Below are 14,795 nucleotides of genomic sequence, written 5' to 3'. Positions count from 1 at the left end.
AGATCCTAATGGGATTACTTTCGGGTCAACAGCGATCATTTTCATGTTTGGATTCGCAGTTAAATCATGACCCATTGCAGTTAATACACGGCCGCCATATGTGCCACCGTTTTCGCTCGGGTGAGCTGTATATGCTGTAGCTACAACTGTTAACTCACGACCACCAGAAGGTGTGTTAGTTTCAGCAGCTTTTACAGCAGGCTTAGCAGCTGGTTTTGCTTGTGCTGCAGGTGCTTGAGCCTTAGCTGTTGCTTCAGCTTTAGCAGGAGCAGTTGTTTCTTGTTTCTCAATTACAGGTGCTGTACCTGTTAAGAAAGGAACATGAACATAAGCTGTTTTCCCGTTATATTCAAATTGTAACCACTCATTTTGTACTTGGTTCGTTGTTTCGATTACATCGTCTTTCTTCAACTTTCCAAGAACCTCTGAGTTTGTGTTCGCTTCAGCACGTACGTTTAATACGTTAGCTGTTACGTAGTAGATGCTTTTTGTGAACTCTGCACTTACGAATGCGTCTTTACCGTTTAAAGTAACTTTTGACCATCCGTTCTCTGTATTTTGTACATCTATTTTATTACCGTTTAGTAATTTACCGACAACTTTTGATTCCGTAGTAGGGTTTTCGCGTACGTTTAGTACATCTGTTGTTACAACAGTTTCTGCATTAGCAGATGATGTGAAAATCCCAAGACCAAAAACTGCTGCTGTTGCTATACCAATTAATTTTTTCATGATAGCCTCCATTGCGTTTGTTTTCGTGTCCTCATTATAGCAACAGATTTTTTCGGATTTGGGGAAAACACACAATTACAAACCATTCGTAATAAGTCGTTAATATCCTGTAATATAACAAAAAATATAGGAAAGCGTTTTTCATTCTATATGACTCATAGGTTTCTAGTTATATTCAAAATATTTAATACAACATGTTTTTTTCGACGTAAATAAAAATATTACAGGAATGTTACATGATGTTTACTAAACGATTACATTCCTTGAGTATTTTACCGTTTTATGGGTAATATAGTTATATAAACATAAACATTTTGTTTGTGAAGCTATAAACACGTGCTATATACTAGCAAAAAAACCGCATAATTGTTACAAAACGAAAGGGTTGCAAGGAAGAAATTTGCCCTTTTTTACATATGTAACACATCCTTTTTTAGGAAAATACATTCCTATCCGCGTTTTTCTCACACAATTTGACAGCAGTATTTCTAACTTGTAGCTCTTGCAGAGTGAAAAGGTTATACGAAAGGTAAGGCTGTCCATAAGAATTCGAATTGGTGAAGGTGAAAGTAAGAAAATCACCGCAAAATTATAGTTTTCTATCCGATTTTACATATCGGAATTTATGTTATTTACAAAAGCGAAACCTACGAAGGGGGATTTGATGAGGAAACTGACAAAAACATTCATCGTTTCATTAACATTATGTATTGCATTTACAATTTGGGGGATTATTCCCGAATCTATTATTGGAAAAGGTAGTTTAGGAAATGTAACAACCGCAATTCAAACTGCATTAGTTAGTAAGTTCGGCTGGTTTTATATTATTTCCGTTTCTATTATTTTAGGTGTGTCTATCTTTTTAATTGTTTCGAAATACGGTTCTATTCGTTTAGGTAAAGATGATGACGAACCTGATTATAGTTATATGACATGGTTTGCTATGCTATTTAGTGCTGGTATGGGTATCGGCTTAGTTTTTTGGGGCGTTGCTGAACCATTAAACCATTTATACGCACCTCCGTTTGGAGAAGGTGCAACTGAGGAAAGTGCGCGTCTTGCACTGCGTTTTTCATTTTTCCATTGGGGATTACATCCTTGGGGACTATATGCGTTTGTAGCGTTATGTATTGCTTACTTTACCTTTAGAAAAGGAAAAGCAAGTACGATTAGTGCGACAGTAGGTCCGTTATTTAAGGGCGGGGAACACGGGCGTATTGCTCATTCATTTGATGTGTTAGCTGTTTTTGCAACTGTGTTTGGTGTTGCAACGTCATTAGGTCTCGGTGCAAAACAAATTGCGGGTGGTGTTAGTTATTTAACATCTATCCCGAACTCATTAACGACACAGTTAGTTATTATTGCAATCGTAACAGTATTATTTATGTTATCTGCGCAAACAGGTCTGGATAAGGGAATTAAATATTTAAGTAATACGAACATTATTTTTGCGTTTGCACTTATGATTATTGTATTATTTGCGGGTCCAACAAACTTTATTATGAATTACTTCACTTCAACAATCGGTTCTTATATTCAGGAATTACCAAGCATGAGCTTCCGTTTAAGTCCATTAGACGAAGGTGGGAACCAATGGATTCAATCGTGGACAATTTTCTATTGGGCATGGTGGATTGCATGGTCACCGTTCGTAGGTACGTTTATTGCTCGTGTTTCACGAGGACGTACAATTCGTGAGTTTGTAATCGGTGTGTTACTTGTGCCGACCGTAATTGGTGCACTTTGGTTCTCTGTTTTCGGCGGAACAGGTATTCATATGGAGCTGTTTGGTGATGCACATATCTTCGAAAAAGTGAAAGAGATGGGAACAGAAGTAGGATTATTCGCTATGTTCGATCAGATGGGCAGCTTTGGATCAGCTTTATCAGTTTTAGGCATTTTACTTATTGCAACATTCTTTATTACATCTGCAGACTCTGCAACATTCGTTTTAGGGATGTTAACGACACATGGTAGTTTAAACCCACCAAATCGTATTAAAATGATTTGGGGTATCGTTCTAGCCGCGATAGCTTCTACGCTATTATATATTGGCGGATTAGAAGCATTACAAACGGCAGCTATCATTGCAGCATTCCCGTTCGTCTTTGTTATTTTCTTTATGATGGCAGCATTATTTAAAGAGTTACAAAAAGAAGGACGTATGAAGCGTCATTAATAATAGAAGGAAAAGAGCTGATTTCATATCAGCTCTTTTTTTATCCCTCTATTTGCTGAGCAGTAAGAACCCCACCTCAAAATTCAGCAAAAGCAAATAAATCGAGCTGCTTGTAAAAGCCCGATTGGTGATGGCTAATGAAAGTTTCACTTTATATAGAAGGAATTTGAAATGCGGGTAGGGGAAATAAAATACTTTACCATATAAGTAGTATGCCTTTTATACGAAGAAAAAACGATAGGTTTCGACAATATTCGATCCCTTACGAATTCTATTCATATTTTTGACAAAAAATTGTCGGAAATGTGTTGTCACGTTTATATATATGTGCTATATTATTTCCTGTAAGCGATTTCAAATAGTTTTAAAGCGCATTCAAGGGGGACATCTAGAATAATGAAACGTTACGAAAGAAAGTGGAAGCATATTTGTTTGAAACGTGTGGCACATCGTAGTGTCCAAGAAAGCACGGAACCTAAGACTGAAACGCGCAAAGAACAGCAAGAGAAGCAATTGGTTCTACAAAAATAGCAATCACTTTTTCGTATATAAATGAAGGTCGATCGTTCGTTGGGGGATGGACGTGAAATTACTTTCAGCTAAGGGGTATTGTCTGATATATAATTTATACGGCAATAAATAAGCACAGAGCATACGGCGCTCTGTGCTTATTTTTATTATTTATCTTTTTTGAATCGAACTGTTTTATCCCAGCCAATGACTTGTTTCTTGCTCTTTGCACGTAAGTATAAGATTAAGCTACGAATAAATAAGTACGTAAAGAGCTGTGCGTACGTAAAGTACATAATAACGCTAATAAAAATATTAGTCGGTGTAAAGGTTCGTTCGACACTCTGGGCACTAAATAATTGAGAAACATATGTAATATATGCGACATACCACATAAATAGTAGCGGAATGCTATATTGAATTTGGAATATCCCGAGTAGCCCAATTACAAACCAAACGTTCGAAATGATTAGGAATAGCCAAAATACAACATACACTAGAACTTGTTGTAAGGAATGAACAAGCAGCTTTCCTTTAAAGAAACTTAATGATGAGAACATTTTTTCTAAAATATATAAATTTCCTTGGAGCCAACGTGTACGTTGTTTAATAAGAATTTTTAAATGCTCTGGTTCTTGTTCCCAAGTAACTGATTCTGGGACGATTGGTAAGAGATAACCTTTTTGTGTAATTCGTAATGTTAATTCAGCATCTTCTGCAATTGCGTAAGGGTCATAGCCACCAAGCTCTTCTAGTGCGGAGCGACGAAGAAGCATGTTTGTTCCTGTCAGCGAGCCCGTTTGGAATAGTAACCAGCGTCCAGATTGCATAAGGAGCTGGAAGATTTGGAATTCTAGCGAAATCATTCGCGTTAACCAGTTTCTTTTTTCGTTTACTGTACGAACGTGTCCAACAGCTCCAACAGCATCTTCAGTTGTTTCAGCGTGTTCTACAAGCATTCGCAGTGCGTGTGGTTCAGGCTGGTTATCTGCATCGTAAACACAGAAGTACTCACCATCTGAAATACTAAGCCCATAGTTTAGTACACGTGATTTACCCTTCGGTTCACCGGGAGGAACACGAATATGACGAATATGAGCATAAGCTTTGTCGAAATCATCTCCGATTTCAGGTGTTTCATCTTGAGAGTTATCATTTAATAAATAAATAGTTAGCTTTCCTGGATATTCAATCTTTGCCATCGCCTCTAAAGTATCTTTAATAACGACGCCTTCATTATGGGCAGGTATGAAAATATCGACGCTCGGATAATGTTCTAGCGTACGATCTTTTCGTTTACTATTTCGGTGAATTAAGCCCGCGATTGTTAAGAAAGAGTAGTAAACGAGTAAGCCAGAGAATAGAAAAGCCGTAAAAATAAGTACATATTTAATTGAAAATGTGATACTAATCCAAAAAACGAGTACGCAAAACAGAAGGAATAAAAGAAGTATAACGAGAGTCATCATAACAGTGTCTGTCCTTTGTTTCCAATTTGCTCGCGTGAAATTTTTATATCTTTGATTGCTTCAGCAGCAAGCCATTGCTCCATTTTTGGTTTTAGGCGGTTCATTACAATGTCAGCACCAGCTTCATTTGTGTTTTGTAATAAAATAACTAGCGTATTATTATCATATTCAGCAGCAAGGTCAAAATCATTCCTTACCGTTTCAACTAATAAAGAAGCTACACGGTCCATAACACTTTCCTTTGTATATTTACTAAAGGAAGTGAAATCAAAGTAAACAATAATGCCTGTTTCATTACGACGATTCATTGCAGTCGTTAATAACGCTTGGCGTCTCTCGAATTCTTGTCTTGTTAGTAATTTGGATTCTCCAATATATTGTTCCAATGTTCTCACACGCTCAGTTAAAGCTTTATTTTCATGAATCACTTTTTTCAATAGGTGAGTTGTTATATATACAATGAAGAAGTTAGCTGCCATCAGGAAGTGGGTAATCATATATTGCCATTGATCTGATGTACTCCATAAGTGAAGCCATGCTTGATAGAACAAATAAAATACGGAAATAATGGTTCCTAGTATGAAGAAAATAAATGCTGTTTTGTCAGCTAAAAATAAGAATAGTACATTTACGATTACGTATATTAGTGTAAAAATGAGAGCATGCTCATATTTCGTCACATGTACAGTAGTAAAATAAAATACAATTTGTAAAATCCACATAGAGAGGATTTTATAGAACTTATCTTTCACAAAACTTTCCTCCTTAAAGCTATTTCATCAATAGATACTTGTAGTATGCGCAATTATTAAGAAATTGACCATGTCGTTAAACTCTTTTGAAGGGTAACAACAAGTAGTATCTCTATTTTCATAAGAAAAATAAAAAGACTTAAACATTATTGTATCATAATGTGCCTATATTTAGGATAAATTGATTAATAGATACATAAAAGACGTTTGGATTGCATGAAAAAAGTCTCCTCTTGTAGAAAGAGAAGACTCTATATAAGTTTATAGGAACATCATACCTGCAACTGCTGCGTTTAAGAAGTTCGCTAATGTACCAGCGATAACTGCTTTAATCCCTAATTGTGCAATTTGTTTACGGCGAGTAGGAGCTAACGTTCCTGTTACACCTAATTGAATTGCGATAGAAGAGAAGTTTGCAAATCCACAGATTGCAAATGTTAAAATTAGATTTGTTTTGTCAGAGAACTCTGCCATGTGTGGTCCTAAGTTTGCGTATGCAACGAATTCGTTGATTGCAAGTTTTTGACCGATAAAGCTTGCTGCTTGTATCGCTTCACCAGGAGAAACCCCGATTAAGATTGCGAATGGTGATAATAAGTAACCAAAGATTAAATCAAGGCTAAGTTTAATATCGAACAGAGAACCAACCCATCCTAATAATCCATTTAATAAAGCGATTAATGCGATGAAAGCCATTAACATTGCTGCTACGTTAATAACAAGTTGCATACCTTCAGATGCGCCGCGTGCAGCTGCATCAATAACATTTGCGTCTTCACGTTCTGTAGAAAGTTCAACGTTATTATCTACTTTTTCTGTCTCTGGCATGATTAGTTTCGCAATTAATAAGCTCGATGGAGCCGCCATAATTGCAGCTGCTAATAAGTGCTCTAACGGAATACCCATTGCTGCATAACCGACAAGAACGGATCCAGCAACAGCTGTCATACCGCTTACCATAATAGTGAAGAATTCACTATTTGTTAAGCGTGCTAAGTAAGGTTTAATTAAAATTGGAGCTTCAGTTTGTCCTAAAAATACAGTCGTTACTGAGTTTAGGCTTTCTGCTTTAGAAGTTCCAAGAAGTTTACTTAATGCACCACCAACGATGCTAACAAATTTCTGCATAATACCGAAATAATATAAGATTGCTACTAATGAACTAATAAATACGATTGGAAGTAGTGCTTGAATAAAGAATACAAATCCCCAAGGTCCCTTTGCGTTGACTAAATCCCCAGTAACGAACTTAATTCCCTCGTAAGAAAAATTAATTAATCCTTGAACACCGTCAGCAGCGTGTTTTAAACCTGCTTTACCAGCGTCCCATCGTAATACGATAAATGAAAATGACATTTGTAATGCTAGCGCAATTAAAATTGTGCGCCAATTAATAGCTTTGCGGTTGGAAGATAGTAAGAAAGCAATTGCTAATACTCCAATCACGCCGCCAATTCCCCATAAAAGATTCATGCAGTGTATGCTCCTTCCTCATAGTAAAAACAGTGTATAAACCAGTTGTCTATACGTTTGCGAATATAACATCTTTAGTAACTTATCATAATGGACATCGGAGGTCAAACGTCTAATGAAAAGTTTAAATAAAAAGAAAATTCTTCAAAAAAACACATATAAAATAAATAGACATGAAATAGGTTATGTTTTTTATGAAAATATATACATTATGATAACGTTATGCATTGTTTTTGTAGAATAAAGTGTATGAAATGGAAGAATGGATACATTATTTTTGTAGAGAGAAGGTAGGAGAAAGGGAGTAATATGTTGAACTCATAGCAAAAAAAGCCTTCTAGTAAACTAGAAGGCTTTGAAACTATTAATTAAGGTGCTTTCGTGTATCCTAAGAAGTGGCTCTTCCAATAAGAGTTACTTAATGAAGCGATCGCGACACCTTTATCTCCAGCTTGGATAAATGATCCGCCCCCAAGGTAAATACCCATGTGAGAAGGACCAGATTTATAAGTGTTTTGGAAATAAATTAAGTCACCAGGTTGTGGACTTGAAGTTTTTGGTAGGCTACTCCAATATCCTGCAACACTTTGGCGGCTAATGTTATGACCAAATTTCTTAAATACGTGGTAGATGTAGCCACTGCAGTCTACACCGTTAGCAGAAGTTCCGCCCCAAACGTACGGTACACCTTGCATTGATTTTGCATATGCAAGTACGGAAGAACTGTCGCCGCTATTGTTGCCTGTATTATTATTGTTGCTATTGTTTTGATTGTTATTTTGGTTATTGTTAGGCTTATTATCTACTGCGCCTCCAACTGGTGTTTTAGACAGGTAACGTGTTCCGATATAACCAGTTTGACCGTTGTAGTTAATTTTGCTCCATCCAGAGTTTTCAGAGATTACTTGAACCTTCTGTCCTTGTGGAAGTGCGCCTATGATTCTATAATTTGTACCTTCGCCGCTACGTACATTTAGTGCAGAAGCATTAATGTAGTAGTCGCCAATTGCACCTTGGTTAGGTTTTTCGGGTTGTTTTGGTTGCTCAGGAGTAGTAGTGCCACCTTTAACGAATTTTACAAATTCGCTACTAACAAAGCCTGTTTTTCCTTGGTAATTTACTTTAAACCAACCGTTTTCAGATCCAACTACGTTTAATGTTGTACCATTTAAAACGCCACCAATTACACTATGGTAAGCGGCAGGGCCTGTACGAACACGTAGAGATGTAGCGTTAACCACGTAAGAACCACCAGTTTGAATAGTTCCATTATTATTGTTTTGCTCTTGTTTGTTGCCTTCTGTAACGTTTTCGTTAGAACCGCCTTTTGTTACGTAGTCTTTGCTTACATAAGCAGTTTGTCCTGCGTAATTGATTTTGAACCAATCTTGAACTTCGCCAACAACTTGTACTACTTGTCCTTTTTTGACAGAACCTACAGTTGTATGAGAAGTGCTAGGACCTGTACGAACGCGAAGGGAAGATACATTTACTGTATAGTTTCCGCTTGCTGGTTTTACTTCTTGGTTGTTATTATTCGTATTGTTGTTTGAAGAACCTGCATTAGAAGAAACGCCAGATACGAATTCGCCACTTACATAACCTACTTGTCCATTATGGTTAATTTTCACCCAACCATTTTCTTGTCCAATTACGTTTAATGTTTGTCCTTCATATACACGCCCAGAAACAGAACTAGATGTGTTAGGAGCTGTACGTACACGTAATACATCAGCGGTAACTTTATTGTTTCCACCTGTACTTACATTGTTGTTTGCTGCGCCACTTTTTGATACAAATTCGCCACTAACAAAGCCTGTTTGTCCATTAATGTTAATTTTGAACCAACCGTTTTCTTCGCCAATCACGTTTAGTGATTGACCGTTATAAACGCGTGAGATGATGTCGTGAGAAGTGCTTGATCCCGCACGAACATGTAATACGCTCGCGTTTACCTTATAAGATGAGCTGTTTGATGCAGAAGCTTGGACAGCTGTAGCAGCTTTTTGTGTATTTTGTTCAGGTGCAGCTTGAACACTATCAAGTGTAGGTGCTGCTCCTCCTGCTACAGACACTGCCGCAAGACCGGCAAGATACTTTTTCATAATTTGTCGATTCCTTTCTGTCTGTAATGTAGTGAAGAAATATTTACCAACTGTTAAAAATTCTAAAGAGCATGTCGATTACTGTCAAGACTTATATAGGAATCTGAATATGACAAAAAGATTACAAGAAAAAAATCAAGGCATAAAATTACACCTTGATTTCCATTTAAATGCATATATTGAATATGAAAGGACAGAAATTATTCGTGTTTAAGAAGATGACATATTGGATTGTAATAAGATTTGATTAAAAGATTTTTGCAGTTTTTTGGTGATAGGCCCAACTTGCCCATCTTGAATCGCGGTCCCATCAAGGTGGGTCATTGGTAAAATTTCAATCGTTGTGCCTGTAAAAAAGCATTCATCTGCTTGATAAACGTCACGAACGCTGAAAAGTTCTTCCTGCACAGGAATGTGAAGAGTATTCGCTAAAGAAAGGACATATTGACGAATAATGCCATTTAAAATAAGGTGATTGGCTGGATGTGTGTAAAGCGTTCCGTTTTTAATTAAAAAGAAGTTGGAATGGCTTCCTTCCGTTACTATACCGTTCCTTACGAGAAGTGCCTCTTTACAGCCTTTCCGTTCAGCTTTCGTAGCAGCTAGTACGTTTGGTAATAAATTTAATGATTTAATGTCACAGCGTAGCCATCGAGTATCGGGTTCTGATATAGCGCGTATACCATATTCAATCCATAAAGCTGGTCGTTCTTTTTTTGTAATATAGGCATAAATTGTCGGAGGGTTGTCATATGAAAATACATGTGTGCGAGCTTGTACACCACGAGATACTTGCAAATAAATGGTGCCATCTTCGTGGAAATGGTTTCGTTCAATTAATTTGTAAAGTAAAGTGATGAGCTCAGCTTTTGAGAAAGGGAGCGATAATTCTACTTCTTCCATGGATCGATATAATCTCGTTATGTGCGGATCTAATAAATGAAAGTTCCCTTTATATAGGCGAATAACCTCATAGACACCATCTCCGAACTGCGAACCTCTTTCTTCAAGTTCTATGTACGTTTGTTGTTTTGTTGTATCAATAACTTCATCATTCCAAAGTACAAATTTTTCGTATGCCAATTTCCATCCCATCCTTTCATAAGTACGTAAGTAACGTGAAACTTTCATTCATGCGAGATAAAAATCACTATAGTAATTTTTATGTAAGCAATTCTCTACATATGACCGTATATGTATTTGTAAATCATAGAGAAGTAAGGATGGTTTACCCCGCATTAACGGGCAGTAAAACTCCTACTTAAAAATTCGGGTGGAGCAAAGAAGTGAATTGGGCGAATAACTGCCCGTAGCTGCCCGATTGGTGAGGGCTGATTAAAGTTTCACTTTACAGCATTTTGTATATACAAATTCGAAAATAAGAATGAGAATCCTGCTTTTAAATAAAAAAAGCAACATTCTTATGGAATGTTGCACAAGGAGGGTAGCTATCTTTCATAGGGACATTGTCTCGTTGAATGTTTTGTGTATGGAAACAAAACATGTTGAAAGACAATTATAAGAAAGTAGAAACAAAAGATTTACACATTTCTTTAAGGGATCTTACGAAAGATGAGAGATAAGAAATATGTAGAACCTCGTTTACATATTTTATTATAGAGATTCTTCATTAACACTATGTGAATATTTGGTAAAGGTTATGTAATTTTAAAGTTAATGAATATAAGTAGTTGTATGGAAGAAAATAAAAAAGAGGCTGAGATTACTCAGCGCTCTTCTTTTCTTCTTTAATAACTGTTTTTACTTCACCAGTTTTGATCTTATTACTTTCAGAGAAGCGAAGTAAGTCACCTTCAATGATTTTATCAGACATGTTCAATTCATTTTGGGCACGATCAATTAGTGGTTGAGATTCTTCTTTCGGTAATTGTACAACTTCGCCAGTAGCACGATCGTAGAATGTACTGTTTGTGTACATGTATTTATCTGTAACGAAGCTACCGTCACGAAGAACAACGAATCCTTTATTATCAGGTGAGAATACATCATGACCGAATCGAACGTCATTTGTAGAATCTACACCAAGTAAGTTTAGAATAGTTGGTTTAATGTCAATTTCACCAGTTGGTTTCGAAATTGTTTTACCTTCTTTTTGACCTGGAACGTGAATAAACATCGGTGTTTTTTGTAAGTTCATATGGTCAAATGCAGTGATTTCTTCTTTTCCTAAGAACTGTGCCATTGCACGGTTATGGTTTTCAGAAATACCGTAGTGGTCACCGTAGAATACGATTACTGAGTTGTCGTAAATACCTTCTGCTTTTAGACGCTCAATAAAGTGTTTCATTGCTTCGTCTAAGTAACGAGCAGTTACCATGTAACGGTCAAATACTCCATCACCAGAATTATATTCGTCGATTAATTTTGTACTGTCATCATAAGTGAATGGGTAATGATTCGTTAAAGTAAGGAAGCGAGTATAGAATGGTTGCTTCACTTGTTTTAACATATCAATAGATTGATCGAAGTATTCGATATCTTTTAATCCCCAATTTAATTTTGTTTCTGGCGTAATCTTGTAATCAAGCTCGTTGTAGTAACGATCATAACCAAGTGCTGGATACATAATGTTACGGTTCCAGAATGTTGCGTTGTTTGCGTGGAATACCGACGTGTGATACCCTTGCTGACGTAAAATTTCTGGAGTTGCTGTATATTCATTGTTACCGTGTGTAAAGAATACAGCACCGCGGTCTAGTGGATATAACGAAGTATCTACTAGGAATTCAGCATCAGATGTTTTACCTTGACCAGTTTGATGGAAGAAGTTATCAAAGTAATAACTTTCTTTCGTAAATTGGTTTAAGAATGGTGTAACTTCTTGTCCGTTAACTGTTGCACCAATTAAGAATGTTTGTAATGACTCAAGAGAGACAACAATTACGTTTTTCCCTTTTGCAGTACCGAACATATTTGGATCTGGTTTACTTTGTGTTGTTTTTACGTAGTTTTCTGTTTCTTGTAATTTACTACCGTCAGCGAAAGCTTTTTGTGAACTTGATTTTGCTTGTAAGCCAAGATCGTATACTTGATGTACATATAATCCTAAGTTTTTAACAAGCATAACGCGGTCGAATGAACGTGTTAATAGTTCTGGGCGTTCAGCTTCTGCAAGTCCTAAGTTTGCGAAGAAGATAGCAACTGTTGATACGAAGTATAGAGAACGCATCGGGCGTGCTACACGCTCTGTAGGTGCAAAGTTCTTCATTTTCTTTAATAGAACGAAGAAAACGATAATGTCTGCAAATGCAAGAATAATTTTGTAGTTAAATAATTCTTTCACACTAGAACCTAAACTTCCGAAGTTAGATGTTTGTCCTAGCACCGGTAATGTAACGAAGTCATTGTAGAATCCGTAGAACATTACGTTACCAACAAGAACGATTGTTAAGACAAAATTAATTCCAAGTGCTATATAGTTACGTTTTTTCCCTTTTGCAAATAATGCAAGACCAACAAGCAGTAATGATGCTGCTAATGGGCTAAGGAATAAAATGAATTCTTGCATGAAAGATTCAAGTTTTAAATCAAAGCTTGTGCGTGTAATAAGGTAAGTTTTCAGCCATAAGGCTAAAGCTACGAATACAGTGAAACGCACATTTTGAAATTGTGATTTCAAGGTTTCTTTCATTCATTTCCACCCTTTCTCTATCAGGCTTGGTCGATTTTGGAGCGAAAAATGCTAAAATAAAAAATACATAGTTTTCTTGGCCATAATTAAAGGTTCTATATTCACCCATATACGACTATAACTATGCATACCCTTTTGGTTTCTTTTGTTGCTCATAAGCATAACGTCATTTCTGTATTATACAACAAAATTCATTTCTGAGAAACACTATAACATTTTACATTTTTTGTATAAGATTTGTCACTACCAGAGAAAACTTTAACATTCGTTTATATGTCCGTCAACTAGAAAATATAACAAAGGTAGAGCAGAATGTTAAGTGGAAGTGAAAATTTTCTTTGTTGAGAAATAAGAAATGAAGATGGGTAAGGGTTATCTAGAAATCTATTATATGAAGGAAATAGTGTGAAAATTAACGAACACTTGTTCTTTTTTGGTTTGTTTGTTACAATAAAAGTTCATTGATAGGTTTTGTGTAATTTCCATGAACTTTTACTGATAACATATTGTAGCTTATTTCTTTTTAAAAATAGGGAGGCTTTTTACATGAAACAAAAATTTTCAGTTGAAGCGTTTTGGAAGAAAGGAAAACATGTTGCAAAGCAAGCAGGGCAATCGGTCATTTATGCAAGTTTATTACTGTTTTACGTTTTGCAAAGACCCGATGTTCCAAAACGAGTGAAAATTATTGTAATTGGAGCACTTGCTTATTTTATTGCACCGATTGATGCGATTCCAGATTTCATTGCTGGAATTGGCTATACGGATGATTTGGGGGCGTTAACGGCCGCACTAATACAGGTGTCGTTATACGTCAATGAAGATGTGAAAGATAAGGCACGAGTGAAGTTGGCAGAATGGTTTGGTTCGGATATAGACACAACATTTATCGATCAGAAATTAGGTCAATAGGTGAAACCTGTCATAAGGTGACAGGACGAACGTAAGCGAGGAAGTGCATTATGCCATCAGGAAGAACGCATACGAAAATAAACTTAATATCCCTTCCGGTTGTTTTGTTTTTGCTCTTTTCGTATGGATTAACAAATTTTGATTTTTTATTAACTTTTGCGATTGGTTTTTTAGTAGGTACTTCATTTTTAACACCAGATTTAGATACGTACAGTAATGCTTATAACAAATGGGGTTTCTTACGTATATTTTGGTATCCTTATAAGAAAGTAATGCCGCATCGATCTTTCTTTACACATACGATTATACTTGGTGATGTAATTCGTATTGCGTACATGTTAATCGTCTTTTCTCCATTTTTGTTACTATTAAATGTAATCGCACTGGATGGTAATTTAATAGAAATTGTGAAGAAGCATGAGGTTGAAATTGTAACGTTCTTAATGGGAATTGTTGTGGCAAGTACGCTCCACATTATAGCGGATAAAGTGAATACGCGCCGAAAGAAAATGATGAGAAAAAAGAAGAAACGCAGAAGATAAAGTGAACGAATTAGGAAAAGGGCCCCTTGCAAATTGCAAGGGGCCCTTTTTAAACAAACATTTGTTTAAAATTAAGCTTTCAGCACTTTAATTCCTTTTACAATGTTCCAGATGAAGTAGTATAAGCTGATGATTCCGCAAATAGCTAAGACAATCATTGATCCAATTCCAAGTGTTACATCTGGTTGATCAGATCCAAGGCCCATAATTCCTAGAATAGTTACGCCAATGAATGTAGCGATACTTGGAATGATGTGTGTCCATAGAGCACGTTTTGCATGTGGTTTTGTTTCAGCGTCTCCCACAATCCAAACGATAATAGGGAATAAGATAGGGGCAAATAGTACACTAAAGTATGATAACGCAGCTAATATTTTATTTCCGTTCATATATATCACCTCATGAATAATTTCTGTTGTTATACTATTATTATGCAATAATTTTGGCAAACTTCCTATCGATGAACATT

The 14,795-nt window shown here is 36.2% G+C and carries 11 protein-coding genes; 3 read left to right on the top strand and 8 right to left on the bottom strand.

Going from position 1 to position 14,795, the window contains the following annotated elements; translation table 11 throughout:
* Positions 1–732 (bottom strand): SH3 domain-containing protein (locus HMPREF2590_RS22690; RefSeq protein ID WP_070861533.1); only part of this gene is annotated, 732 nt, incomplete at its 3' end.
* A gap of 664 nt (positions 733–1,396) precedes the next feature.
* On the opposite strand from HMPREF2590_RS22690, the gene opuD reads away from it, so the two are divergent.
* Positions 1,397–2,911: a glycine betaine transporter OpuD gene (gene opuD / locus HMPREF2590_RS22685; protein WP_001230117.1), complete on the top strand. Its 1,515-nt coding sequence runs from the start codon at positions 1,397–1,399 to the stop codon at positions 2,909–2,911.
* Positions 2,912–3,588: 677 nt separating this feature from the next.
* On the opposite strand, the gene HMPREF2590_RS22675 is transcribed toward opuD, so the two are convergent.
* From HMPREF2590_RS22675 to HMPREF2590_RS22650, 6 genes are all read right to left on the bottom strand, one after another.
* Positions 3,589–4,890, bottom strand: coding sequence for a glycosyltransferase family 2 protein (locus HMPREF2590_RS22675; protein WP_000988751.1), 1,302 nt, complete (start codon positions 4,888–4,890; stop codon positions 3,589–3,591).
* Positions 4,887–5,642, bottom strand: a complete 756-nt coding sequence (locus tag HMPREF2590_RS22670; protein WP_000653224.1) for a nucleotidyl cyclase domain-containing protein — start codon at positions 5,640–5,642, stop codon at positions 4,887–4,889. Before HMPREF2590_RS22670 ends, HMPREF2590_RS22675 begins: the two co-directional genes overlap by 4 nt.
* A 261-nt stretch (positions 5,643–5,903) precedes the next feature.
* Positions 5,904–7,115, bottom strand: coding sequence for a NupC/NupG family nucleoside CNT transporter (locus HMPREF2590_RS22665; RefSeq protein WP_001051029.1), 1,212 nt, complete (start codon positions 7,113–7,115; stop codon positions 5,904–5,906).
* 368 nt (positions 7,116–7,483) lie between these two features.
* Positions 7,484–9,220, bottom strand: coding sequence for a C40 family peptidase (locus tag HMPREF2590_RS22660; protein ID WP_000760245.1), 1,737 nt, complete (start codon positions 9,218–9,220; stop codon positions 7,484–7,486).
* A 210-nt stretch (positions 9,221–9,430) separates the two neighbouring features.
* Complete coding sequence (locus HMPREF2590_RS22655; RefSeq protein ID WP_080014664.1) at positions 9,431–10,315, bottom strand: D-amino-acid transaminase; 885 nt, start codon at positions 10,313–10,315, stop codon at positions 9,431–9,433.
* A 628-nt stretch (positions 10,316–10,943) separates the two neighbouring features.
* Positions 10,944–12,872 carry an LTA synthase family protein gene (locus tag HMPREF2590_RS22650; protein ID WP_000665358.1) on the bottom strand — a complete coding sequence of 643 codons (1,929 nt, stop codon included), beginning with the start codon at positions 12,870–12,872 and terminating at the stop codon, positions 10,944–10,946.
* Between the two features lie 546 nt (positions 12,873–13,418).
* On the opposite strand from HMPREF2590_RS22650, the gene HMPREF2590_RS22645 reads away from it, so the two are divergent.
* Positions 13,419–13,784, top strand: a complete 366-nt coding sequence (locus HMPREF2590_RS22645) for a YkvA family protein (protein ID WP_000810364.1) — start codon at positions 13,419–13,421, stop codon at positions 13,782–13,784.
* A gap of 50 nt (positions 13,785–13,834) precedes the next feature.
* Positions 13,835–14,326: a metal-binding protein gene (locus HMPREF2590_RS22640; protein WP_001139062.1), complete on the top strand. Its 492-nt coding sequence runs from the start codon at positions 13,835–13,837 to the stop codon at positions 14,324–14,326.
* Positions 14,327–14,397: 71 nt separating this feature from the next.
* Here HMPREF2590_RS22640 and HMPREF2590_RS22635 read toward each other — a convergent pair whose 3' ends face one another.
* Positions 14,398–14,715, bottom strand: coding sequence for a magnetosome magnetite crystal formation protein family (locus HMPREF2590_RS22635; RefSeq protein ID WP_001014099.1), 318 nt, complete (start codon positions 14,713–14,715; stop codon positions 14,398–14,400).
* Between the last annotated feature and the right edge of the window lie 80 nt (positions 14,716–14,795).

Origin of the sequence: Bacillus sp. HMSC036E02, from assembly GCF_001836235.1 — a bacterium.
Taxonomy (GTDB): Bacteria; Bacillota; Bacilli; order Bacillales; family Bacillaceae_G; genus Bacillus_A; species Bacillus_A cereus.
This window is presented reverse-complemented; position numbering and strand designations above follow the sequence as displayed.